The organism is Streptomyces sp. 796.1, assembly GCF_047525675.1.
In the GTDB taxonomy this organism is placed as follows: Bacteria; Actinomycetota; Actinomycetes; order Streptomycetales; family Streptomycetaceae; genus Streptomyces.
The window spans coordinates 43,428-66,732 of the sequence record NZ_JBLIWA010000015.1 but is presented as its reverse complement, the minus strand read 5'-3'; the positions used below and the strand labels follow the sequence as shown (position 1 = coordinate 66,732).

At 72.3% G+C, this 23,305-nt stretch carries 19 protein-coding genes; 2 read left to right on the top strand and 17 right to left on the bottom strand.

All coding sequences use genetic code 11. The features are described 5' to 3' along the window. Positions 1-211 precede the first annotated feature (211 nt). On the bottom strand, positions 212-1,003 hold the full coding sequence (locus ACMA1D_RS12445; protein WP_414723973.1) for an SGNH/GDSL hydrolase family protein: 792 nt from the start codon (positions 1,001-1,003) through the stop codon (positions 212-214). 233 nt (positions 1,004-1,236) lie between these two features. Between ACMA1D_RS12445 and ACMA1D_RS12440 the strand changes: the two genes are divergently transcribed. Continuing rightward, a complete protein-coding gene (locus tag ACMA1D_RS12440) occupies positions 1,237-2,058 on the top strand; it encodes a tyrosine-protein phosphatase (protein WP_414723972.1) in 822 nt (273 codons plus the stop codon). Between the two features lie 227 nt (positions 2,059-2,285). On the opposite strand, the gene ACMA1D_RS12435 is transcribed toward ACMA1D_RS12440, so the two are convergent. The 16 genes from ACMA1D_RS12435 to ACMA1D_RS12360 form a co-directional block, all read right to left on the bottom strand. After that, positions 2,286-3,683 (bottom strand): aspartate aminotransferase family protein, encoded by a 1,398-nt coding sequence (locus ACMA1D_RS12435; protein ID WP_414723971.1) that lies wholly within the window; start codon positions 3,681-3,683, stop codon positions 2,286-2,288. 227 nt (positions 3,684-3,910) lie between these two features. Further along, positions 3,911-4,936, bottom strand: coding sequence for an adenosyl-hopene transferase HpnH (gene hpnH / locus ACMA1D_RS12430; RefSeq protein WP_414723970.1), 1,026 nt, complete (start codon positions 4,934-4,936; stop codon positions 3,911-3,913). Positions 4,937-4,941: 5 nt separating this feature from the next. Then, entirely contained in the window at positions 4,942-5,775 is an 834-nt protein-coding gene (locus ACMA1D_RS12425) for a 1-hydroxy-2-methyl-2-butenyl 4-diphosphate reductase (RefSeq protein WP_414723969.1), read from the bottom strand. Next, a complete protein-coding gene (gene shc / locus ACMA1D_RS12420) occupies positions 5,775-7,715 on the bottom strand; it encodes a squalene--hopene cyclase (RefSeq protein ID WP_414723968.1) in 1,941 nt (646 codons plus the stop codon). Before shc ends, ACMA1D_RS12425 begins: the two co-directional genes overlap by 1 nt. Positions 7,716-7,860: 145 nt before the next feature. Continuing rightward, positions 7,861-8,961, bottom strand: coding sequence for a polyprenyl synthetase family protein (locus ACMA1D_RS12415; protein ID WP_414723967.1), 1,101 nt, complete (start codon positions 8,959-8,961; stop codon positions 7,861-7,863). Beyond that, positions 8,958-10,391: a hydroxysqualene dehydroxylase HpnE gene (gene hpnE / locus ACMA1D_RS12410; protein WP_414723966.1), complete on the bottom strand. Its 1,434-nt coding sequence runs from the start codon at positions 10,389-10,391 to the stop codon at positions 8,958-8,960. Before hpnE ends, ACMA1D_RS12415 begins: the two co-directional genes overlap by 4 nt. A gap of 153 nt (positions 10,392-10,544) precedes the next feature. Beyond that, the gene (gene hpnD, locus ACMA1D_RS12405; protein WP_414723965.1) at positions 10,545-11,495 is read right to left on the bottom strand and encodes a presqualene diphosphate synthase HpnD; all 951 of its coding nucleotides are present in this window, start codon (positions 11,493-11,495) and stop codon (positions 10,545-10,547) included. Beyond that, complete coding sequence (gene hpnC / locus ACMA1D_RS12400) at positions 11,492-12,358, bottom strand: squalene synthase HpnC (RefSeq protein WP_414724053.1); 867 nt, start codon at positions 12,356-12,358, stop codon at positions 11,492-11,494. The genes hpnD and hpnC overlap by 4 nt, the downstream gene beginning before the upstream one ends. 883 nt (positions 12,359-13,241) lie before the next feature. Continuing rightward, entirely contained in the window at positions 13,242-13,994 is a 753-nt protein-coding gene (locus ACMA1D_RS12395) for a TetR/AcrR family transcriptional regulator (protein ID WP_414723964.1), read from the bottom strand. 504 nt (positions 13,995-14,498) lie between these two features. Then, positions 14,499-15,305 carry an ABC transporter ATP-binding protein gene (locus ACMA1D_RS12390; RefSeq protein ID WP_414723963.1) on the bottom strand — a complete coding sequence of 269 codons (807 nt, stop codon included), beginning with the start codon at positions 15,303-15,305 and terminating at the stop codon, positions 14,499-14,501. Next, on the bottom strand, positions 15,298-16,233 hold the full coding sequence (locus ACMA1D_RS12385) for an ABC transporter permease (protein ID WP_414723962.1): 936 nt from the start codon (positions 16,231-16,233) through the stop codon (positions 15,298-15,300). The genes ACMA1D_RS12390 and ACMA1D_RS12385 overlap by 8 nt, the downstream gene beginning before the upstream one ends. A 78-nt stretch (positions 16,234-16,311) precedes the next feature. Further along, a complete protein-coding gene (locus ACMA1D_RS12380; protein WP_414724052.1) occupies positions 16,312-17,157 on the bottom strand; it encodes a glycosyltransferase family 2 protein in 846 nt (281 codons plus the stop codon). 41 nt (positions 17,158-17,198) lie between these two features. Next, positions 17,199-17,984: a CDP-alcohol phosphatidyltransferase family protein gene (locus ACMA1D_RS12375; protein ID WP_349993305.1), complete on the bottom strand. Its 786-nt coding sequence runs from the start codon at positions 17,982-17,984 to the stop codon at positions 17,199-17,201. Continuing rightward, positions 17,962-19,023 carry an iron-containing alcohol dehydrogenase family protein gene (locus tag ACMA1D_RS12370; protein ID WP_349993306.1) on the bottom strand — a complete coding sequence of 354 codons (1,062 nt, stop codon included), beginning with the start codon at positions 19,021-19,023 and terminating at the stop codon, positions 17,962-17,964. Before ACMA1D_RS12370 ends, ACMA1D_RS12375 begins: the two co-directional genes overlap by 23 nt. Beyond that, on the bottom strand, positions 19,011-19,760 hold the full coding sequence (locus tag ACMA1D_RS12365) for a sugar phosphate nucleotidyltransferase (protein ID WP_414723961.1): 750 nt from the start codon (positions 19,758-19,760) through the stop codon (positions 19,011-19,013). Before ACMA1D_RS12365 ends, ACMA1D_RS12370 begins: the two co-directional genes overlap by 13 nt. Then, positions 19,757-21,622 (bottom strand): DUF5941 domain-containing protein, encoded by a 1,866-nt coding sequence (locus ACMA1D_RS12360; RefSeq protein ID WP_414724051.1) that lies wholly within the window; start codon positions 21,620-21,622, stop codon positions 19,757-19,759. Before ACMA1D_RS12360 ends, ACMA1D_RS12365 begins: the two co-directional genes overlap by 4 nt. Positions 21,623-21,898: 276 nt before the next feature. Here ACMA1D_RS12360 and galE point away from each other — a divergent pair, with 276 nt between their 5' ends. Continuing rightward, positions 21,899-22,879, top strand: a complete 981-nt coding sequence (galE, locus tag ACMA1D_RS12355) for a UDP-glucose 4-epimerase GalE (protein WP_414723960.1) — start codon at positions 21,899-21,901, stop codon at positions 22,877-22,879. Positions 22,880-23,305: the final 426 nt, after the last annotated feature.

The following is a 23,305-nucleotide window of genomic DNA, read 5'->3' as shown; positions in this document are numbered from 1 at the left end:
CGGCCGCCACACCCCATCTGACAGCGCCGCTGCCCGCCTTCACCGGCGGGCAGCGGCATGTTGTGCGGTCCCGCCGCGGCGACGGCCGCGCGCCGCGCGTACGCGGGACCATCCGCCATGGATGCGTACGCCACGGATGCGTACGGCGCCGGGCTGCGGCCCGGGCACTCGCCCCCTGAGGGCCCGCCCGGGCCGGTCCGTACGGCTCGGGTCAGAGCGGCAGCAGGTCAGGCCGCTTGGGTTCGACGTGGTCGCCGGAGGACTCGCCGCGCAGTCGGCGGCCGATCCACGGCACCAGGTGCTCGCGCGCCCAGTGGATGTTGTCCCGGCGCACCTCCGCGGCCGGCCGCACGGCCAGCGGCGGCCACGGCTGGTCGGGGTCGGCGCACACCTCAAGGCCGAGCACCTGCGCGGCGCGCAGCGCGATCCGGGTGTGCCCGTCGGGCGACAGGTGCAGCCGGTCCTCGCTCCAGGCGCGCCGGTCCTGTACGGACCGCAGCGACCACAGGTCGAGCACCGGGCAGTCATAGCGGTCGGCGATCGCCCGTACGTGCGCCGTGTACGTGGCGATCTTGCCGCGCAGGTGGCGCAGGACCGGCACGCCGCGGGTGTCGAAGCCGGTGCACACCAGGACGGTGCCCACCGACGCGGTGAGCTGGGCGACGGCGGCCTCGTAGCGGGCGGCGACGTCGTCCGGGTCGCTGCCGGGGCGCAGGATGTCGTTGCCGCCCGCGCAGAAGGTCACGAGCTCGGGCCCGAGCTCAAGGACGCGAGGGACCTGCTCGGCCACGATCTGGTCGAGGAGGCGTCCACGGACGGCGAGGTTGGCGTAGCGGAAGTCGTGTTCGGCGCGTTGGTCGGACAGCAGCACGGCGAGCCGGTCGGCCCAGCCTATGAAGGCCCCATCGGGCCCGGGGTCACCGACGCCTTCGGTGAAGCTGTCCCCGACGGCTGCGTACGACTCGAACGCGTCACGGTTGTTGGATTTCGAATCGGCTGCCACGTCCACACATCCTCCTCCGACTGAAGTGACCTACGCCACCGTAACCAGGGCTTGACGTGGGGTGATTCATCCCACTTGATCTCATAGGTAAAGCTGGAATAAGCGCTGCGTCGGCGATGACAACGAACGACCCGGCGGAAATGATGGGCGCAGGAGGTCGCACGGCGAGGTCGGTGCGCGCCTCCTGTCAGCCCTGTCGGCCCCGTCAGCCGCACCAGACCGAGGAGCAGCCCGTGACCCAGCAGATCTCCCACGCCTCCCCCCACCCCGACCACACCGAACCAGCGCTGACCGGGGTCAGGAACTTCCGGGACGTGGGCGGTCTGCCGACGGTCGACGGTCGGCAGGTACGCCCCGGCGTGCTCTTCCGCAGCGGGCACCTCGCCCACGCCACCGCCGATGACGCGGCCTTCCTCGCCTCGCTCGGCCTGCACACCGTCTTCGACTTCCGCAACGCCGCCGACATCAAGGTGGAGGGCCCGGACGTCGCACTGCCCGGGGTGCGCAACGTCAACATCCCGCTGACCGACCCGGCCGACGGGGCCGAGTTCTGGGCCATGGTGCACCACGGCGACCTGGACGAACTGCGCGCCGCGCTCGACCAAGGCCAGGCCGCCGGCCGCATGATCGCCTCGTACCGCACGATCATCACCACCCGCACCGCCGAGCACGCCCGGGTGCTGACCGCGCTGGCCACCGAGAGCGTGCCGGCGCTGATGCACTGTGCGGCGGGCAAGGACCGGGCGGGGCTCTCGATCGCCGTCACGCTGCTGGCCGTCGGGGTCACGCCGGAGGCGATCGAGGCCGACTACCTGAAGTCCGCGGCGGCCCACCGCAGGTACAAGGTGCGCCGGCACAGCGATGCGGCGGACGCCATGTCGCCCGAGGTGCTGGAGTTGATCGGCCCGCTCTTCGACGCCCGGGCCAGCTATCTGGCGGCGGCCTTCGAGACCATCGAGGAGACCTGGGGCGACACCGAGCGCTATCTCACGGAGGGGCTCGGGCTCGCCCCCGAACTGCGCGAGAGGCTGCGCACCAGGCTGCTGACCGACTGAGCGGGGGCGGGCCGCGCCGGCCGGGCCCGGAACACCCCGGCCACCCGGATCACCCGGCCCGCCGCCGCCCGAGCCACCGGCGCCCCGGCTTCGACCACCCCGCCTCGGGCCACCCGCCGGCGCGGCGCGGGGTGCCGGCGTCGGTGCCGGCACCGGTCCCCCGGTGCGCGCCGGCGGGCCCGTACGGTGGCTGCCGCCCGGCGCGCGCCGCCCGGGGCCGCCGGTGGTCATCGGCTGGCGACGGCTTGTTTGACGAGGGTCTTGCCGAACTCCCACAGCAGGCCGCCGCCGTCGTGCGCGTCGTCCATCACGTCCGTGAACGCGGTGACGAAGCGGTCCACTTCCGGCTCGCCGATGATCAGCGGCGGGATCAGCTTGATGACCTCCAGATGGTCGCCCGAGACCTGGGTGAGGATGCGGTGCCTGTGCATCAGTGGCGCCACCACCAACTGCGCGAAGAGGCCCTTCCTGGCCGCCTGGAGCATCGTCCAGCGGCTGCGCAGCCGCAGTGAGTCGGGCCGGCCGAACTCGATGCCGATCATCAGCCCACGACCGCGCACCTCGTGCAGCAGCTCGTACCGCGGCACCAGCGCGGCCAGTCGCTCCCGCAGCAGGTCGCCGGTGCGCCGGGTGCGGGCCACGATCTCCTCCTGCTCCAGCACCGCGAGGGTGGCCAGGCCCGCCGCCATGGCCTGGGCGTTGGAGCCGAAGCTCGCCGAGTGCACCAGCACCCGGTCCATCGACGAGTAGACCTTCTTGAAGATCCAGTCCTTGCCGAGGGTCGCGCCCACCGGCACGTAGCCGCCGGAGAGCGCCTTGGCCACGCAGACCAGGTCGGGTTCGACGCCGTCCTCGTGCTGGTAGGCGAAGAAGTCCCCGGTGCGGCCGATGCCGGTCTGCACCTCGTCGGCGATCAGCAGCGCCTTGTGCCGGTGCAGCAGGTCCTGTGCGGCGCGCAGGTAGCCGGGCGGGCTGGCGTGCACGCCCTTGCCCTGGATCGGCTCGACCACCAGCGCGGCCACGTCCCCGCGGCGCAGCTCCCGCTCCAGCGCGGCCAGGTCACCGAGCGGCACCGCGGTGTCGGGCAGCAGCGGCGCGAACCCGTCGCGGAAGCCGTCCTCGCCGTTGACCGAGAGCGAGCCCGTGGTCAGGCCGTGGAAGGCGTGCGCGCAGTACAGCACCCTGGGCCGGCGCGTGGCGTAGCGGGCGAACTTCAGCGCGGTCTCCACCGCCTCGGTGCCGCTGTTGCCGAAGAAGACCCGGTCCAGGTGCGGGGCGTACGTGAGCAGCCGCTCGGCCAGCAGCCCGGGCAGCGGCTGGCAGTCGAAGCGGGTCAGGTCGGCCAGGTCGGCGTCGAGCACGTCGTGCAGGGCCTTGCGGACCACCGGGTGGTGCCGGCCGAGGCCCATCACGCCGAACCCGGCGAGCATGTCCAGGTAGTCGTTGCCGTCTGCGTCCCAGAAGTAGGCGCCTTCGGCGCGCTCGTAGACCTTGTCGAAGCCGATGGTGTGCAGCATCCGCGGCAGTTGGTGGTTGAGGTGCTTGGTGTGCAGCTCATACCGCTCAGCGCCGCGCTCCGCAAGGAGTCTGCCGAGGTCGAAACCGGTCGGCTCGGCCACCGTCATGCCCGTGCCCCTTCCCTGGGTGCGTCGCTTCTGTCGTGCGTTGTCCGCCCGCGCCGCTCGGGCGCTGCCCCGTGCCGCCGGCCGCACGGGCGGGGCGTGGTGGGCCGTCCGTGGTCAGCGGCGGTGGGGCCGTCCGGGCGGAAGAGGGCGCCCCTGTCGCCGGCCCGCGGCCCGTGGCCGGCGCCGGGCGTGCGGTGCGGGCACCCGGCGTCCGGCCTGCGGTGGGCTCAGTTCCGGCCGGAGGCCGCCGTCTCGCGGGCCGCGCGCAGCGACTCCTTGAGCGAGCCCATGGTGGCGAGCACGGCCGTCGGCTCGTACCCGCAGTGCGCCATGCAGTTGTCGCAGCGCGGGTCCTTGCCCCGGCCGTACTTGTCCCAGTCGGTCTCCTCCACCAACTGGCGGTAGGTGGGCACGTATCCGTCGCTCATCAGGTAGCAGGGACGCTGCCAGCCGAAGAGCGAGTAGTTGGGGATGCCCCAGGCCGTGCAGGGGAAGTCGGTCTTGCCCTCAAGGAAGTCCAGGAAGAGCGGGCTGTGGTTGAGCCGCCAGCGGCGCCGGTTGCCGCCGGCGAACGCCTTGCGGAACAGCTCCCTGGTCTGATCGACGCCGAGGAAGTGGTCCTGGTCGGGGGCCTTCTCGTAGGCGTAGGCGGGCGAGAGCATCATCTCGTCCACCTGGAGGTCGTCATTGAGGTAGTTGAGCACCTCGATGATGGTCTGCGGGGTGTCGGTATTGAAGAAGGTCGAGTTGGTGGTGACCCGGAAGCCGCGCCGCTTGGCCTCCTTGATCGCGGCCACCGCCTCGTCGAAGACGCCTTCCTTGGCGACCGACTGGTCGTGCCGCTCGCGCAACCCGTCGATGTGCACGGTGAAGGCGAAGTAGGGCGATGGGGTGAACTTGTCGAGCTTCTTGCGGAGCAACACCGCATTGGTGCACAGGAACACGTACTTCTTGCGCTGCACCAACTGCCGTACGATCTCGTCGATCTGAGGGTGCATCAGCGGTTCGCCGCCGGCCAGCGACACCATCGGCGCACCCGATTCGAGGACGGCGCCGACCGCCTGCGCCACCGGCATCCGCTGCTTCAACACGCCGGCCGGGTGCTGGATCTTGCCGCACCCCTCGCAGGAGAGGTTGCAGGCATAGAGCGGTTCCAACTCCACGATCAGCGGGAACTTCTCGCGCCGCCTGATCACTTTCTGTTCAAAGAGATACGTCCCGACCCGGATGGTCTGACGGAGCGGCATGGCCATCTAGCTCACCTCCTGGAGAGCGGTAAAGAACGGTGCCATTGGCAGAAAGCAGGGAGGATCGAGCGGAGTACCCGGAAGGCGGATATTCCCCCGCGGAGGGTGCCGATGCGCAGCAGCTCATGTTCCGGAGCGTCCACGATCACCCGGACGGCCGCAACCGGGCGCTGTCCGGCGTCGACCGCGGTACGCAGCGTGGCCGCTGACTCCATGTCCACGGCCAGCGCGCCGGTCGCCCGCAGCCGGGCCCGCTCGACGCCGCGCACCACGTGGTCGGAGCCGGCCACCGGGCCGACGTGCACGGCCGGCGCCGCGCCCCGGGCCCGGCGGGGCAGCTCGGCGAGCGCCTTGGCCAGCACGTCGGCCCCGGTGCAGGCGGTGGCGCCGGACGCGTCCCTGGTCTCGTCGGCGACGACCAGGTCGCCGGGGTGCATACCGGGGACGAGCCCGGCGCAGAAGCCGGTGGCGATCACGGCGGCCGGGCGCCGGCCACCGGGCCCGCCGGCTGCCCGGCCCGGGCCGTGGGTGTCATACGGCTCCTGCGCTTCGTACGGCTCGTACGGGCGGGGCGCACCGTACGGGTCCTGCGCGTCCGGTGCCTGCTGGGGCGGGGCGTACGAGTGGGGCGGGTGCGGGGCGCCGGGTGGCTGTCGGTCGGCGGCCAGGATGCGCAGCATGGAACGCTCCGCGGCCCGCGGGCCCATGCCGGTGCGCAGCAGCACCATCGGCCCTGCGGCTGCGCTGCGGTCGCCGCCGCGCAGCGCCCGCCGCTCGATGCCGAGCGCGCAGACCACCAGCAGCGGTGGCACCCCGCCGTGCCGTGCGGCGGAACTCTCCGCCATCAGCCCCCCTGTCGCTTCGCCCCGAACGGCTGCGCGTGGACGTAGCGGCCGAGCGCGGTGATCGGGAAGACCATCCGGTACAGGTGGTAGTTGATGGAGAAGTCCCAGGGGAAGCCGGTGCCGGTGAAGTACGGCTCGTCCCAGCTCCCGTCCGCGCACTGGGTCTCCACCAACCAGGTGACCCCGCGGCGCACCGCCTCGCCCTCCCGCTCGCCGGCCGCGAGCAGCGCCAGCAGCGCCCATGCGGTCTGCGAGGCGGTGGAGGTGCCGCGGCCCACCCACTCCCGCTTGCGGTAGGAACGCTGGTCCTCGCCCCAGCCACCGTCCTCGTTCTGCACGCTCTCCAGCCAGCTCACCGCGCGCCGGATGGCCGGGTGGGTGGTGGGGATGCCGGCAAGGGTCAGGGCGGGCACCACGGACCCGGTGCCGTACAGGTAGTTGGTGCCCCAGCGGCCGAACCAGGCGCCGCTGGGCTCCTGCTCGGCCAGCAGCCAGTCGATGCCGCGCTGGGTGCGCGGGTCATCGCGCTCGCCGAGGGCGACCAGCATCTCCACCACGTGCGCGGTGACGTCCGCCGACGGCGGGTCGATGACCTCACCGAAGTCGCAGAACGGCAGCCGGTTGGGGAACGGGCTGGCGTTGTCGGCGTCGAAGGCGCCCCAGGCGCCGTTGCGCGACTGCATGCCGAGGTTCCATTCGGCGCCGCGCTGCATGGCGTGCTGCACGCGCTCCGGGTCCGGATGGTCGACCCGGTCCAGGGCGAGCACCACCTCGGCGGTGTCGTCGATGTCCGGGTAGTTGTCGTTGTGGAACTCGAACGCCCAGCCGCCCGGGCGGAGTTCGGGCCGGCGCACCGACCAGTCGCCCGGCTTGAAGATCTGCTCGTCGAGCATCCAGTCCACGGCGCGCACGAGCGCGGGGTGGTCGCCCGGCACGCCCGCGTCGGCGAGTGCGATGGTGGCCAGGCAGGTGTCCCACACCGGCGACTGGCACGCCTCGACCATCCGGACCGGTTCGCCGTCCGCGTCCTTGCTCCAGATCGCGAACCGGTCGAGGGAGGCCAGCCCGGCGCGCAGCACCGGGTGGTCCAGGTCGTAGCCGAGCAGGTGCAGCGCGATGATCGAGTACACGGCGGGCGGTTGGATGCCGCCCCAGCAGCCGTCGCTCTCCTGCCGTTCGATGATCCAGCGCGCGCAGGAGTGGATGGCCGCCTTGCGCACCGGTCGCAGGTTGACCTTGCGGTACGCGTGCAGGGCGCGGTCCAGGCGTTGGAAGGCGCCGTCCCAGGTGGTCGGGGGTGCCATCGGGCGCGGCGGGTTGGGGCGCAGCGGGTCGGTGTGCAGCTCGTCCAGGTCGAAGGGGGCCGGCCGCACCGGGCGCTTGGCCGAGACGATGGTGAGCGGCACGATGGTCTGCCGGGCCCAGCAGCCGAAGTCGTAGATGTTGAGCGGCACCCAGGTGGGCACGTAGATCAGCTCGGGGGGCAGCTCGGGCAGGTCCTCCCAGCGCCACCAGCCGAAGAGGGCGAGCCAGATGCGGGTGAACACCCGGCTGGCCGCGATGCCGCCGGCGCCGCGGACCCAGGCGGAGGCGGCGGCCATGTGGGGCGCGTCGGGCTCGTCCCCGGCCAGCCGGAGCGCCACGTACGCCTCCACCGTCGCGGAGACCTCGGGCGGCCCGCCGTGGAAGGTGGTCCAGGTGCCGTCCTGGCGTTGTCGGGAGCGGATGTGGCGGGCCGCCGCCGCCGTGACGGCGGGGTCCTGGATGCCGAGGAACTGACGGAGCAGGAGGTCTTCGGCGTCCATGGTGACGTTGGTCTCCAGGTCGCCCTTCCACCACCCCTGCTCGTCCTGGCGTGCCAGCAGGTTGTCGACGGCCCTGGCCGTCGTCTGCCGGGCCGCCGCTAAGGTCGTGGACGATTCGACGGCTGTCGCTGTCATGGCTTCCCCTTTCGCAGTCCGTTCTCTGCCGTGCTGGGGTTGCGTCGGGAGGCGCCACGGTCGACACCTCCCGGCGACCGCGAGCTAGGTGTGGTGGCTGTGCCTGATGGGGTGCTCCAGAAGACCCCGGTGTCTCATCTGCTGGTCATCCCTCTCGTACGACGACGAAGTCGGCGAGCGCCACCAGTTGCGCTCGTACCGCTGCGGGCATGTCTACCTCGTGCAGTGCCGCCACGGCTGTGGCGTGCTGCCGGCGGGCTTCCTGGAAGGTCCACTCCCGGCCGCCCGCCTCTTCGATCAACGCCGCCCGGCTAGCGAACTCTTCCTCATCGAAGTCAGCAATGTCATCCGTTTTCCCGACGTGGCTGGCGTCGGCCGCCAGAATTCGGGCCAATCGCTCGGAAGCGGGCCCGTCGGCGGCGAGCGCGGCGACGACCGGGAGGGACTTCTTGCGCTGGCGCAGGTCGCTCCACGGCCGCTTGCCGGTGGCCACCGGGTCGCCCCAGATGCCCAACAGGTCGTCGACGGCCTGGAAGGCGAGCCCGAGGTGGTAGCCGTAGGTCTCCAGGGTGTCGGCCACCCGGTCGTCGGCGCCGCCGAGCACCGCTCCGATGGAGACCGAACAAGCCAACAGCGCCCCGGTCTTGTTGCCCTCCATGTCCAGGCACTCCTGGACGTTGACCCGCCCCCGCTGCTCGTAGGCGATGTCCTGGGCCTGGCCGTCGATGAGGCGGCGGGTCGCGGTGGTCAGCCGGCGGGTCGCCCGGCCGGCGTCGACCGTGCCCAGCTCAAGCAGCACCTCGTTGGCGAGCGCAAACAGCGCGTCGCCGACCAGGATGGCCTGCTCGGGACCGTGCACCTTCCAGACGGTGTCGCGGTGTCTGCGCTGCTCGTCGCCGTCCATCAGGTCGTCGTGCAGCAGCGAGAAGTTGTGCACCAGCTCGACGGCGACCGCGCCGGGCAGTCCGACCTCCGCGGCGGCGCCCGCGGCCTCGGCCGAGAGCAGGGCGAGCGCCGGGCGGACCGCCTTGCCGCCGTCGCCGGCCGCGGGGTTGCCCTCGGCGTCGATCCAGCCGAAGTGGTAGGCGGCGACGGTGTTCATCGGCGGGGCGAGCCGCTCGACGGCTTCGCGCAACACGGGCGTCACGAGGGTGCGACCGCGGGCCAGCATGGCGCTGACGTTCGCGGTCGCGACGGGGATGGCCGGAGTCACGGTTTCTCCTCTGTTTCCGGTCACAGTGCTCATACCGCCTCCCGCAGCGGGCTGCGGTGCGGCCGGCCGAGCTCGGAGAGCGCCGCGCCGGCTGCGCTCAGCCCGCTGCGCACCGCGCTCTCCATGGTCGCCGGCCAGCCGGTGGCGGTCCACGCACCGGCCAGGAAGAGGCCGGGCGCGTTCGTGGGGGCGGGTGGGCGCAGCCGGCCCACGCCTGGTGCGGGAGCGAAGGTCGCGGTGCGCTCCCGGGTGACGAAGAAGTCCCGCACCGTCGCGCCGCGGGCGGCGGGCAGCAGCCTGGCCAGCTCGGGCAGGTAGCGCTCGCGCAGCCGGGACACGGGTTGGTCGATGTCGTCGTGGGCGGCCGACTGGGAGACCGCCAGGTACTGGCCGGTGCCGGCGGGCAGCCCGGAGGTGTCGGAGCGGTCGAAGACCCACTGCACCGGGGAGCCGATGGCCACGAAGAACGGGCGGCGCAGTACCGGGCGGTCGTAGATCACGTGCAGGTTCAGGATCGGCGCGGTGCCGATCTTCAGGAGTCGGCCCGGGTCGTCGAGCGCGCCGGCGGGCAGCAGGGCGTGCGCGTCCTGCTGGGGCAGCGCGAGGACGACCGTGTCGGCCGTCAGCCGGGTGCCTGCGTGCGGCGCGGTCTCCACCCGCACGTCCCAGCGGCCGTCGGGGCCGCGGTCGAGACCGGTGACGCGGCTGCGCAGCTCGATGTCGACGCCCGCGGCCTCCAGGGTGGCGCGGGCCCGGGTGTCGTGCAGTTCGCCGAGCGGCACCCGGGGGATGCCGATGTCGGCGTGGCCCGGCTCGGTGAGCAGGCCGGTCTTGAAGACCATGGTGGCCAGGCCGAGCGAGCACTGTGCGGAGCGGGCGTTGAGGGTGGCGACGGCCACCACGTCCCACACCGCCTCGATCGCCCGCGCGGACTGTCCCTTGCGGCGCAGCCAGTCCCCGAAGTTGAGGGTGTCAAGGGCCGGGTCGTACGGGTCGAGCGACTTGAGCGCGAGGGCGGCCCGGCCCACGGCCGCCCGCTCGATCGGCGAGAGGTGGGGGTAGGTGGCGAGGGTGGCGGCCAGGTGCAGCGGCACCGGCAGCGCGGTCCTGCGCAGTCGGCCCAGCCGCGGCGTGCTGCGCCCCACGTCGAGCACGGGGACGTCCAACCGGTCTTGGAGCGGGGCCAGATGGCCGGCTCCGATGCGGTCGAGGAACCAGCCGTAGCCGGTGCAGCAGCGCAGGTAGACGTGTTGCCCGTTGTCGATGGTGAGCTCGCCCGCCGGCGATGACCGGCGGAAGGAGAACGCCGCGCCGCCGAGGCGGGGGCGGCCTTCGAGGAGGGTCACCCGCACGCCCGCGTCGGCGAGGGCGAGCGCGGAGGTGATCCCGGCGAGGCCGCCGCCGACGACGACGGCGCTCTGACCCCCGGGCGAACGGCGGTCAGGGTCCGTGGTCGATGTCATCGTGCGCCCCTTTCTCGGCTGCGACGGGGGACGCCACTGCGCCCCGTAGGGTTGCCCCGCTCGCGGGGGTCTCACGCTGCGCGCCGCGGGAAAAGTGCGGGATTCCTGGCGTACGGAGTGGCCGGGCGGCGTGCGGGGCGTGCGTCCGGACCATCAACCGCGCCCCCCGGGCGCCCGCCGGGTCACGGTGCGGGCGTCGACCCCGGCGAGGCCGCGCACGGCGACGTACGCCTTCTCCCGGCCGGGCAGCGACACCCGGCCGTGCAGCACGGCCGTGGGGTCCTTGGCGATGCGCTCCAGGAGCCTGCGGTAGATGCCGGCCATGGCGGCCACGCAGGCGCCGCTGCGCCGGTCGAGCAGCGGCAGGAGTTGGAAGCCCTCGGCGAACAGGCCACGGGCGCGCCGGGCTTCGAAGTGCACCAGGCCGGTGAAGTCGGCGCCGGCGGGCGGCGTGCTGCCGTGGAACCCCTCCGAGCAACCGAACTTGGCCAGGTCGTCCGACGGCAGGTAGGTGCGCCCGTTGGCCGCGTCCTCCCGAACGTCCCGCAGGATGTTGGTGAGTTGGAGGGCGAGCCCGAGCGTGTCGGCGTACTCCGCGGCCCGCTCCGCGCCCACCGCGCCCGGCACGGTGCCGAAGACGCCGAGCGACAGGCGGCCGATGGCGCCCGCCACGCACCGGCAGTACACCTTCAGGTCGTCCCAGGTCTCGTAGCTCTCGCCGCGCACGTCCATCAGCACGCCGTCGATGAGCTCGTCGAGACCGCCCAGCGGGATCGGGAAGCGGCGTGCGGCGTGGGCGAGGGCGACGGCCACCGGGTCGGTGTCGTCCTCGGCCACCTCACCGTCGGCGATGCGGCGCAGCAGCGCCCTGGTGCCCTCCAGCCGGTCCTGCTTGGCCGGCGCGCTCAGCGCACCGTCGCCGATGTCGTCCACCCGGCGGGAGAAGGCGTACAGCGCGGACATCGCCCGCCGCTTGTCGGTGGGCAGCAGCCGGATGCCATAGGCGAAGTTGCGGGCCTGCTGCCCGGTCACGGCCTCGCAGTAGCGGTACGCGGCAGCCACCGGTGCGGGGATGTGTGACGGTCCGTCCACGGTCTGGTTCACCCCTCTCCTCGCAAGGTTGCCCCGACCTCGCGCAGTTGGCTGAGCTTGGTGGGCTTGGGCGGTCCAGAGAACACGTCGTGGCCGGCGTCCGCGACCGCTTTTAGGGCGGCCCGTCCGCCGCCCACGAACCCGGCGAGCAGCAGTCTGAGTCTGCCGTGGACGCTACCCACCAGGGGTGCCCCTTCATTCAGCAGGTCCCGGGCGCGTTCGGCCTCGAATGCGATCAGGGCACGCACCGGTGCGCCCGCCGTCGTACTCCGCAGGTCCGCCTCCTGTACGCCGAACCGCCGCATGTCCTCGGCCGGCAGGTAGATGCGGTCCCGCCGGAGGTCTTCGACCACGTCCTGGAGGTGCTCGACGATCTGGAGCGCCGTGCAGATCGCGTCCGAGCGGCGCACCCGCTCGGGCGTCGTGGTGCCGGTGATGCCGAGCACCAGCCGGCCGACCGGGTTGGCCGACAGCTCGCAGTAGTCGAGGAGGTCCTGGTACGTGGCGTACCGGCGGACCCGTTGGTCCTGCCGGTTGGCTTCGATCAGCCCCAGGAACGGGGCCGGGGTCAGGCCGCACCGGCGCACGGTGGGACGCAGTGCGCGCAGCAGCGGGTGTCTGGGTGACTGTGCGGGGTCGCCGAAGACCCGGCGCAGGTCGGCTTCGAAGGCGTCGAGCAGCGCCTCGGTGTCCTCGGCCTGGGACCGGTCGAGCCCGAGCAGGACGGCGTCGCCGCCGCCCGGGGCCAGGTCGCCGTCGCCGATGTCGTCCACGAGTCGGGCGTACCCGTAGACCGCCATCAGGTCCGCGCGCCAGGCGCGCGGCAGGAAGAAGGGTGCGACGGGGAAATTCTCGTCCGCGGCCTTGTCCAACACCGCCTGGGCCTGCTCTGCTGGCCAGGTTCGCGAGGTGGTATGGGACTGGCTCCGCTCGTCTTCCAGGGTCACCGTAGACAGCCAGGCGTACGGGCGCGCGCGGCGCCGCCACAGGGGGCCGGGGCGCCTGGACCTGCGGAGGCGCGGGATAGGGGCCGCGTGGCCAATGCCGTCACATCCCCCGTTCTACACCGCACATCAGTCACGGCACGACGCGGACACGCCGCGCCCCAGGTCGCAGGAGATGGCCTCCGGACCCCCGAACGGGGGACCGGACACATGTCCGCCATAGTCCGGATGGTCATCAGTACAGCCTACGCCGAGCCGCGCGGTGCGACAGCCGCTCGGGGCAGCCGGGGGAACCCCACCGGTGGCCCGGCGCGAAGGCCCGGCCCGCCCGGCCCGAGCCACCCGGCACCGCCCGAGCCACCCGGCACCGTCCGGCGGCGCGATGGGTGGGTGGGCCCTGCGGCCGAGCCGGCCGGCGCCGCACCGGGCCAGCCGGCAGCGCGTCGACCCACCCAGCGCCGCACCGGGCCCGCCGCAGCGGCGGGCCCCCGCAGCGGGCCGCGGGCCGGGAGCAACCCAACCCGGCTTGGCCGGCCCGCGCGGCGGGGAGCAACCCGGGGCACAGGACCAACCCAAGTGGTCCGGACCAACCCGACACCACACGCCAGCCCGCCACCACGCCCGACCTCACCCCACACGTCCAACCCGCCGCCGCCCGTCCAACCCAACCCGACCCCACTCGACCCAACCCGGACCAACCCCGTGCAACCCGACCCGACCGGACCGGCCCGGACGGCTCCGGGCCGGTCCGGTGAGCCGGCGCAGTGGGCCGGGCCGTCAGGTCCTGGCAGGGCCGCCGGCCCCCGGCGCGGCGTCAGCCGGCCAACGGCTGGAGCGTCGGGTAGTACTCCTCGATGCCGAGGACGGTGGCCAGGTCCTGGAGCTCGCGCTCGAAGAAGGCGTCGCCGTTGGGCAGCGCGAACGCCAGGTGCCCCAGGGCGTCCATGGAGATCACCCCGTACAGCCTGACCCAGCAGCGGACCATGATGGCCAGGGCCTCCACCGGGAGGTCCACCTGGTACTCCTGGCGCAGCGCGGCGAGCTGGCCGACCAGTTCCGGGTCGAGCGAGGCCGGGTCCGGGGCGGGGAAGCCCCGGGTGTGCCAGATCCGGGCGATCAGGTCCGCGAACAGCGACCCGAAGCGCCAACTGGCCTCCCGCTCGGCCCGACCGAGCACGCCGCCCTCGCTGGGGCCCCAGGGGCCGAGGATGAGCCCGAACTCGTGCGGGTGGTCGATCGCCCAGCGGCGCAGCGCACGCCCCGCGGTCAGGAGTTCACTCGCCGGCGCCCGGTCGGGAAGCGCCTCGATGACGGCGTGCAGATGGGTTCCCATCTCGCCGAAGATGTCCCGCCGTATCTCCTGGATCAGCTCGTCGCGGCTGGCGAAGTAGCGATACACGGCGGGCGCCGTCATGCCCATTTCGCGGGCAATGGCGCGAATCGTTACATTGCCAGGGCCGTCCTGGACGAGAAACTCCCGAGCAACATCCTTGATCTCTTGAATGGTCGCGATCCGCAGTCGTTCACGACGCGAATACGCTGCAACCGGCACTGTTCCCTGCGACATACGCCCTCCCTACGCCCGGCGTATTCGCGTGCGAACCGCACACGTACGAGCACGCCCCACGTTCGAACTGGTCAGCACGCCCGGCCAGCGGATCGCCCCCCGTGGCCGCCGCGTGGTGCCGGCACCGCGCCACGCGCGGCACCGACGGCCCTCTATTTACCGCCCCGACCGCCCCCGCCCGGCTGAACTATGGAACAGAACGCACCGGAAAGGCTCTCCCAGAAAACCGGGAAAGACCGCAAGGAGCAGCGCGGCAGCACACTACGGGCCCGCGATCGCGCACACAACACAGCGCACATGAAGTGATAGCGCACAGCATGTGCCGCACGCCCTCTACTTCGCCATCCCGAATGTTTCTTTCCGGTTACTGCCAGCGCTTTGTCGTCTATTTGTAAAACCCTAGATAAGTCTTATGAACATCGGCCGGTAAAACTGGGTATCGGCACAAGAAAAGGCGCCCGCCACGCGTCGGAACGCGGGGCGGGCGCCGGTCGGGCGGGGTGATTACCGGCCCGTCTCCTTCTCGTACGCCTTGATGACCTCATCGGTCGGACCGTCCATCAGGAGCTCGCCCTTCTCCAGCCACAGCACCCGGTCGCAGGTGTCCCGGATCGACCGGTTGTTGTGGCTGACCAGGAAGACCGTGCCGGCGTCCTTGCGGAGCTCACGGATGCGGGCCTCGGAGCGCTTCTGGAACTTCCGGTCCCCGGTCGCCAGCGCCTCGTCGATCATCAGCACGTCGTGGTCCTTGGCCGCGGCGATGGAAAAACGCAGTCGGGCCGCCATGCCGGAGGAGTAGGTGCGCATCGGCAGCGTGATGAAGTCGCCCTTCTCATTGATGCCGGAGAAGTCGACGATCTCGTCGTACCGCTCGCGGACCTGTTCGCGCGACATTCCCATGGCGAGACCGCCGAGAATGACGTTCCGCTCACCGGTCAGGTCGTTCATCATCGCCGCGTTCACACCCAGCAGCGAGGGCTGACCGTCGGTGTAGACGTGACCGCGCTCGGTGGGCAACAGGCCGGCGACGGCCTTGAGCAACGTGGACTTGCCGGAGCCGTTCGAGCCGATCAGCCCGATCGACTCACCCCGGTAGGCCACGAAGGTCACCCCGCGCACCGCGTGCACCTCACGCATGCCGGGGGACGAGCGCCGGCCGACGATGCGGCTGAGCGCGGCGGTGGCGGTGCCCTTGCCGCGGGCGCCTCCGTTGACCCGGTAGACGATGTGCACGTCGTCGGCGATGACGGTGGGGCGCTGGTCGGTGGGCCGCTGGTCGGCGGGCGTCTGCTCGGGGGTCTGCTCAGCCACGGCCGTACTGCTCCTCTGCCTTCCAGAAGTACAGGAACCCGCCCACGCCGGCCAGCACGGCCCAGCCGAGCGCCAGCAGCCACACGTGCGGCGGCAGGTTGGCGGCGGGGTAGTCGTCCATGAGGGCGTAGCGCATCAGGTCGATGTAGACGGACGCCGGGTTGGCGAGGAGCACGTCCTCAAGCCACTGCGGGGCGTCCTTCTTCTCCAGCATGGCCGGGATGCTGTACATCACGCCGGACGCGTACAGCCAGGTACGGGTGATGAAGGGGAGCAGCTGCGCCAGGTCGGGCGTCTTGCTGCCGAGCCTGGCCATGACCATCGCCAGACCGGTGTTGAAGACGAACTGGAGGACGAGCACCGGGACGATCAGCACCCAGGACATGTCCGGGTAGTGCCCGAACCCGACCAGCACCATGGCCAGCACGATCATCGAGAACAGGAGCTGCTGGAGCTGCTGGAGCGAGAACGAGATGGGCAGCGCGGCCCGGGGGAAGTGCAGCGCCCGCACCAGGCCCAGGTTCCCCGAGATCGCCCGTACGCCGGCGATCGCCGAGGTCTGCGTGAAGGTGAACACGAAGACTCCCGTGACCAGGAACGGGATGTAGTCGTGGTTCTTCATGCCGCCCCGGCCGCCCATCAGCAGGCCGAAGATGAGGAAGTACACCAGGGCGTTGAGCAGCGGGGTCGCCACCTGCCAGAGCTGGCCGAGCTTCGCCTGGCTGTACTGGGCGGTGAGCTTGGCCTGCGAGAAGGCCAAGATGAAGTGGCGCCTGCCCCACAACTGCTGGACGTACTCACCGAGCCCCACCCGGGCGCCGCTCACCGACAGGCCGTACTTGCGGGCCAGTTCGGCGGGGGTCAGCCCGTCGTCGGGGGATGGTGGGGAAGTCATGGCGACCACACTGTCGTGCGTAGTCTCGCTCACAGTTGACACTTTCGTCCTCAAGGTGCGCTGCCGGGGCCCTGCCCAGGATCGCGCCCGATGCTCTCAGACCAGAGCTTCTCAGATCACAGGAGGTCGGCCCAGCCGGGTCAGGCGCCATACCGTACGCCACTTCATCGGCCGTCGCGGGCCGCAGGGCGTCGTCCAGCCTTCCTTGAACCCGCCGAACCACGCGCGCAACGCCGGCCCCGAGGGCTTCCTGACCAGCGTGAGCACCATCCATACCGCCAGATATACGGGCACCAGCGGGAGCGGCAGATTGCGCCGTGCCAGCCACACCCGGTTCCTGGCCACCATCCGGTGGTAGACGGCGTGCCTGCTCGGAGCCGTCGTCGGATGGAAGAGCACCAGGTCTGACCGGTAATCGATCATCCAGCCGGCGTCCAGCGCCCGCCAGGCCAGGTCGGTCTCCTCGTGCGCGTAGAAGAAGGCGTCGGGCAACCCGCCGACCTCGGCGAACACCCGGGTGCGCACCGCGTTGGCGCCACCGAGGAAGGTGGTCACGCGCGAGGAGCGCATCGGGTCGGCGGCGCGCAGCCGGGGCACGTGGCGCCGCTGGGTCTCCCCCGTGTCGGGGTCGGCGATGCGGAAGCTGATGATGCCGAGCGCCGGGTCGGCGGCGAACGCCGCCCGGCACAGCTCGGCGGTGTCCTCGCCGGGCAGCAGCCCGTCGTCGTCGAGGAAGAGCAGCACGTCCACGTCCCGGCCGCCGGGCCCGAACGCCTCGATGCCGACGTTGCGGCCGGCGGGGATGCCCACGTTCTCCGGCAGCTCCACGGTCCGTACGTCCGCCGGCAGGGCGGGCAGCGGCGAGCCGTTGCCGACCACGACGACCTGCACCGGCGCACCCCGCTGGCGGGCCACCGAGTCCAGCAGGGCGCGCAGCTCGTCGGGGCGGTTGCCCATGGTCAGGATGACCGCGCCGACGGTGAGCCCGGCGGTGGCGCTCACTTGAGCCTGCTGGAGGCGAGGATGGACACCAGGTGCAGCAGGGTCTGCACGAGGGCGATGGCCGCGAGCACGGCGACGCCGAGCCGGGTGAAGAAGAGGTCGCCGCGGGTCAGGTCCAAGATCGCGACGAGCAGGATGACCAGCGACGCCTCCACGCCGCCGACCAGGCGGTGGAACTTCAGCGCCGCAGCCGCCTTGCGGGCCAGCGCGATCCCCGACGAGCGCGGCGTCGCCGCCTCGTCCTTGACCGCGGGCAGTCCGCTCCGCGCCCTGGCCACGTCCACCAGGTCGGTCTCGGCCTTGATCAAGATGGCGCCGAGCGCGGCGAGCGTGCCGAGGAAGGCCCACATCCAGTTCGTCGAGTCGCCCTCCTGGTGGAAGACGTCGGCCGCCCGGACGCCGAAGCCGACGAGCAGCGCCGCCTCCGACAGGTAGTGGCCGATGCGGTCCAGGTAGACCCCGGTGATCGAGGTCTGCCCGCGCCAGCGCGCCACCTCCCCGTCCACACAGTCCAGCAGCAGGTAGAGCTGGATGAGGAGGGCGCCGAGCAGCGCCCCGGTCAGCCCCGGCACCAGCAGCGCGGCGCCGGCCAGGATGCCGGCCAGCACCATCAGGTAGGTGAGCTGGTTGGGCGTGATCCTGGTGTTCACCAGGTACGGGTCGCACCGCAGCGAGATCTCTCGCATGTACAGGCGTCCGGCCCAGTGCTCACCGCTGCGCCGGTCCTTCACGCCTTCGGGGTGGACGACCGGGCGGAGTTCAGCTACTGACGGTTTTGGCATAGTCGGCGTATGCGTCCCTGATCTCGTCGGTGGAGAGCCCCAGGTGCTCCAGAATCGTGTAGCGCCCCGGGCGGGTCTGCGGCGCGTACTCCACCGCCGTGACGAACTCGTCGGTGGTGAAGCCGATCTCGCTGGGCAGCACGGGCAGCCCGTGCCGCCTGAGGACGTCGACCATCAGGGCCGACGTCTCGTGCGCGCCGCGCAGGTGCATGGCGAAGGCGGCGCCGAGGCCGCACTGTTCGCCGTGCGAGGCGGCGCGCTTGGGGTAGAGCAGGTCGAACGCGTGGTTGATCTCGTGGCAGGCCCCGGAGGCGGGGCGGCTGTCGCCGGCCACCGACATCGAGATACCGGTGAGCACCAGGCCCTCGGCCAGTACGGTCAGGAACTCGTCGTCCCCGCAGCCGCCGGGGTGCCGCAGCACCGCCTCGCCGGCCTGCCGCGCCATGGCGGCGGCCAGGCCGTCGATCTGCTCGCCGGTCTCCCGGTGCGAGAGCTCCCAGTCCGCGACCGCGGAGATGTTGGAGATCACGTCGCCGACGCCGGAGCGCACGAAGCGGATCGGGGCCTCCCTGATCACCTCCAGGTCGATGACGATGGCGATCGGGTTGGGCACGCCGTACGAGCCGCGGCCCGCGTCGTTGTCGAGCGTGGCCACCGGCGAGCACAGGCCGTCGTGCGAGAGGTTGGTGGCGACGGCGACCAGCGGCAGGCCGATGCGGGCGGCGGCGAACTTCGCACAGTCGATGATCTTGCCGCCGCCCATGCCGACCACCGCGTCGTAGCGGCCGGACTTCATGGCGTCGGCGAGCTTGATCGCGTCGTCCAGCGTGCCGCCGCCGACCTCGTACCAGGAGGCGCCGGGCAGCGCCGGCGCGAACCGCTCGCGCAGCGCCGCGCCGGAGCCACCGCTGATGGCGATGGCGAGCTTGCCCGACGCAGAGATCCGCTGGTCGACCAGGAGCCCGGCCAGGTCCTCCAGGGCGCCCGACCTGATGTCGACGACGACCGGTGAGGGGATGAGCCGGGTCAGTACTGGCACGCGATCTCACGTCCCTTGGCGAGGTCGTCGTGGTTGTCGATCTCGACCCACTTGACGTCGCCGATCGGGGCGGTGTCGATGGTGAAGCCGCGGTTCACCAGCTCCTGGTAGCCGTCCTCGTAGTAGAGGTCGGGGTCGCGCTCGAAGGTGGTCTTCAGCGCGTCGGCCAGCTCGTCGGCGGCCTCCGGCTCGATCAGCGTGACGCCGATGTACTCACCGGTGGCGGTGGCCGGGTCCATCAGCTTGGTGATCCGCTGGACGCCCTTGGCCGGGTCGGTGATGACCTTCATCTCCTCGTCGGCGAGCTGCTTGACCGTGTCGAGCGCGAGGATGATCTTCTGGCCGTTGCCACGGGCGGCGAGCAGCGACTTCTCGACGGAGACCGGGTGCACGGTGTCGCCGTTGGCCAGGATGGCGCCCTGCTTCAGCACCTCGCGGGCGCACCACAGGGAGTAGGCGTTGTTCCACTCCTCGGCCTTGTCGTTGTCGATGAGCGTGAGGCGGACGCCGTACTTGCGCTCCAGCGCCTCCTTGCGCTCGTACACCGCTTCCTTGCGGTAGCCCACGACGACGGCGACGTCGGTGAGTCCCACCTCGGCGAAGTTGCCCAGCGTGAGGTCGAGCACGGTGGTCGTGCCCTCGCCCGCGGGGTCCACGGGCACCAGGGCCTTGGGCAGGGTGTCGGTGTAGGGGCGCAGACGCCGCCCGGCGCCTGCCGCCAGCACGAGGCCGATCATGCGGGTTCTCCTGATTCGTCGTGTACAGCGGGTGCTCCGGCGGAGACCCAGAAGCGGATGCTCTCGATGAGCACCGCGAGCGCCAGGGCCACAGCGAGTGCCGTCAGCGCGATGGTGAGACCGGTGCCGTGCAGCAGGGCTGCGCCGACCGTGACCACCAGGACCCGTCCTTCGTGCCCGCCGGTCAGCCGCACCAGCCAGGCCGGCGGCGCGCCGGTGCCGCCGCGAATGCGGTACACCGTGTCGTAGTGATGGTAGGCGACGGCGGACACCAGACCGAAAGCAGCGGGCAACGCTCCGTTCACTTCCGAGCGCGCAGCGAGTACGAGGACGGTCAGGTACTCCGCCGCCCGGAACAGCGGCGGCACCAGCCAGTCCAGCGGGCCCTTGAGCGGCCGGGCGACGGCCAGGCCGGCGCAGAGCGCGTATCCGGCGGCGCCGAGCACGGGCCACCAGGCGCCCGGCCGGCCCGCCCACAGCGAGCCGACGAGCAGCGCGGTGCCGACGGCCGCCAGCAGCGGGGCGCCGAACCGCAGGCCGGCCGCGCTTCGCCAGGGGCCGCGGGCGACGGCCTCGGCCAGCGGGCCGGAGTCGGCGAGCTGGGCGAGGGCGGTGGCGGCCCGGTCGGTGCGGACGGCCCTGCGGTTCAGCGAGCGCAGCACCCGGCCGGCGGTGGTGTAGCAGGCGGCCAGGGCGCAGCCCACGAGCAGGGCGTAGAAGGTGATGCGCGGGGTGGTGAGCGCGGTGAGCACGGCGATCATGGCCCAGCGCTCGCCGATCGGCAGTACGACCATGCGGCGGGCCCAGACCGTCCAGCCGACGCTGTTGAGCCGGTCGGACAGGGCGGCGGTGGGGCTGTTGTTGCCGGTGGCGTCGTGGTTGGCCTCGTTGAAGGAGAAGTCGACCACGTGCCGGCAGGTCTGGAGCACCATCGCGCCGAGCGCCAGCGCCCACACGTCGTCGCCGTCGCCCATGCGGGCCGCGCCCACGGCGAGGCCGGCGTAGTACGCGTACTCCTTGGCCCGGTCGAAGGTGGCGTCCAGCCAGGCGCCGAGCGTGGAGTACTGGAGCGAGTAGCGGGCGAGCTGGCCGTCGGTGCAGTCGAGCACGAAGGAGGCGATGAGCAGCAGCCCGGCGGCGATGAAGCCGGGCCGGCTGCCGGTGGCCGCACAGCCGGCCGCGACCAGCGCGGTCAGCAGCGAGGCGGTGGTGACCTGGTTGGGCGTGAGGCCGCGGCGGGCGCACCAGCGGGCGATGTAGCGCGAGTACGGGCTGATGCAGAAGGTGGTGAAGAAGCCGTCACGGGCCTTGACCGCGCTGCGCAGCCGCACCTGCTCCTCGTCGACGTCCGCGATGGCGGCCCTGGCCCGGGCGCGGGCCGCGTCGTCGGCGGGGACGGTGGCGACCAGCACGCCGAGTTCGGGGTGGTGCACGGGCACCTCGTCCGCGGCCAGGTCGGCGGCGAGCAGGTCGGGCAGGTTGGCCGCGGTCTGCGGCTCGATGGCGCCGCCCGGCGCGGTCCCGTGGGGCGGGGCGGCGGCCCGGGCGGGTCCTGCGGGTACCGCGGCGCGGGCCGCGAGGGCGCGTATCAGGGCCGGCCTGGCAGCGGGCTGCGCCGTCAGCGCGCCGGGCGCGGCGGCGGCGGGGAAGCGGGGGTCGGTCAGGGCCAGCCGCAGGGCGTGCAGATGACCGGTGAAGCGGCCGTCGACGAGGGCGACGCGCTGCTGCGCGGGGACGGCGGCCAGCTCACGGGCGGCGTCGGCGGCGTCGGCCACCGGGCGGACGTCGAAGCCGAGTGTCCGCAGGTCGTCCACGACGGACGAGCCGACGACCGGCGCACCGGTCACAATGGCGGTCGACAGTCGAACTCACTCCTTGGCAACTGGCACGGTCGCGCCGGTTCACGGCCGGTTCATGGAATGTCCGGGCAGCGGTCGTGACCTGCCCCGACCGGCGGGCGGCGGGCAGGACGTCGGCAGAGGCTATCGGATCACCGACGGAGGCTGTTCACCGCACATTCACTTCACGATCGAGTGAACGACGGATTGGCCTGTAGCGATCATCATGGTCGATGCCCGCCGCGCTCGACAAACGCCGCTTCGCTCAGGCGGCCGATTTCCGGTCGGTAGGGTGCGGGCATGACGTGGCTGATCACCGGCGGTGCCGGATACATCGGGGCGCATGTCGTACGCGCCATGCGGGCGGCCGGTGAGCGGGTGGTGGTGGTCGACGACCTGACCTCGGGCGTCACCGAGCGGTTGCCGGCCGACGTGCCGCTGGTCCGCGGCTCGGTCCTGGACCGGGAGCTGGTGGCCCGGGCGCTGGCCGAGCACGCAGTGACGGGCGTGGTGCACCTGGCCGCGAGGAAGCAGGTGGCGGAGTCCGTCGCCCAGCCGATCCGCTACTACGAGGAGAACGTGCACGGCCTGGCCGTGCTGCTCGACGCCGCGGTCGCCGCGGACGTGCGGGCCTTCGTCTTCTCCTCGTCCGCCGCCGTCTACGGCATGCCGGACGTGGACCTGGTCACCGAGGCCACCCCGTGCCAGCCGATGAACCCGTACGGCGAGACCAAGCTGGCCGGCGAGTGGCTGGTGCGGGCGGCGGGCGCGACGCACGGCCTGGCCACGGCCTGTCTGCGGTACTTCAATGTGGCCGGCGCGGCCGACCCCGAACTCGCCGACACCGGGGTGTCCAACATCATCCCGATGTTCTTCGACCGGATCGCCAGCGGCCGGGCCCCGCTGGTCTTCGGCGACGACTACCCGACACCGGACGGCACCTGCGTACGGGACTACGTGCACGTGGCCGACCTGGCCGACGCCCACCTGGCCGCGGCCCGCTGGCTGACCGGCCTGACCGCGCCGCGCGATCTGACCGTGAACATCGGCACCGGCCGCGGGGTGTCGGTGCGGGAGATGGCCGAACTGGTCGCGGAGGTCACCGACCACCCGGGGCCGATCGCCGAGGTGGCGCCCCGAAGGCCCGGGGACCCGGCACGGGTGGTGGCCTCCGCCGAGCGGATCGCCACCGAACTCGGCTGGTCGGCCCGGTACGACGTACGGGAGATGGTCGAGTCGGCGTGGCTGGGCTGGCGCCACCACCAGAGCACGCTCCGCTGACGCGCCCCGGTCCGCCCATCGACACCTGGGCCGCCCGGCCGACCCGCCGTACCCGCACACCCGCACACCCGCACACCCGCACACCCGCACACCAAGACCGTCCCGCACCAGCCGCGCCCCGGACCGCCGTCGGCCCGGGGCGCGCGGCGTCGGCGAGCGCGCCGGCCCGGGCCCGGTGCCACCGCGTACGAGAGCCCGTGGGCGCGCGGCACACCGCGGCCACGCCGCCGACGCGGGGCGCGCAGGGGCCGCTGACGCGGTGGGGCCGGCACCGGGCGACACAGACAAGTACCGACAAGTACGAACAGGCGCCGGCAGGTACGGACGGCCACTGGCGGTCGCTGACGGGCCCCTGGCACGCCGCCGGTCGGGCGTGGTCCCGCGGCCTTCGCGCTGGCCCGCGCACTCCTAACACTCGTCACGAGT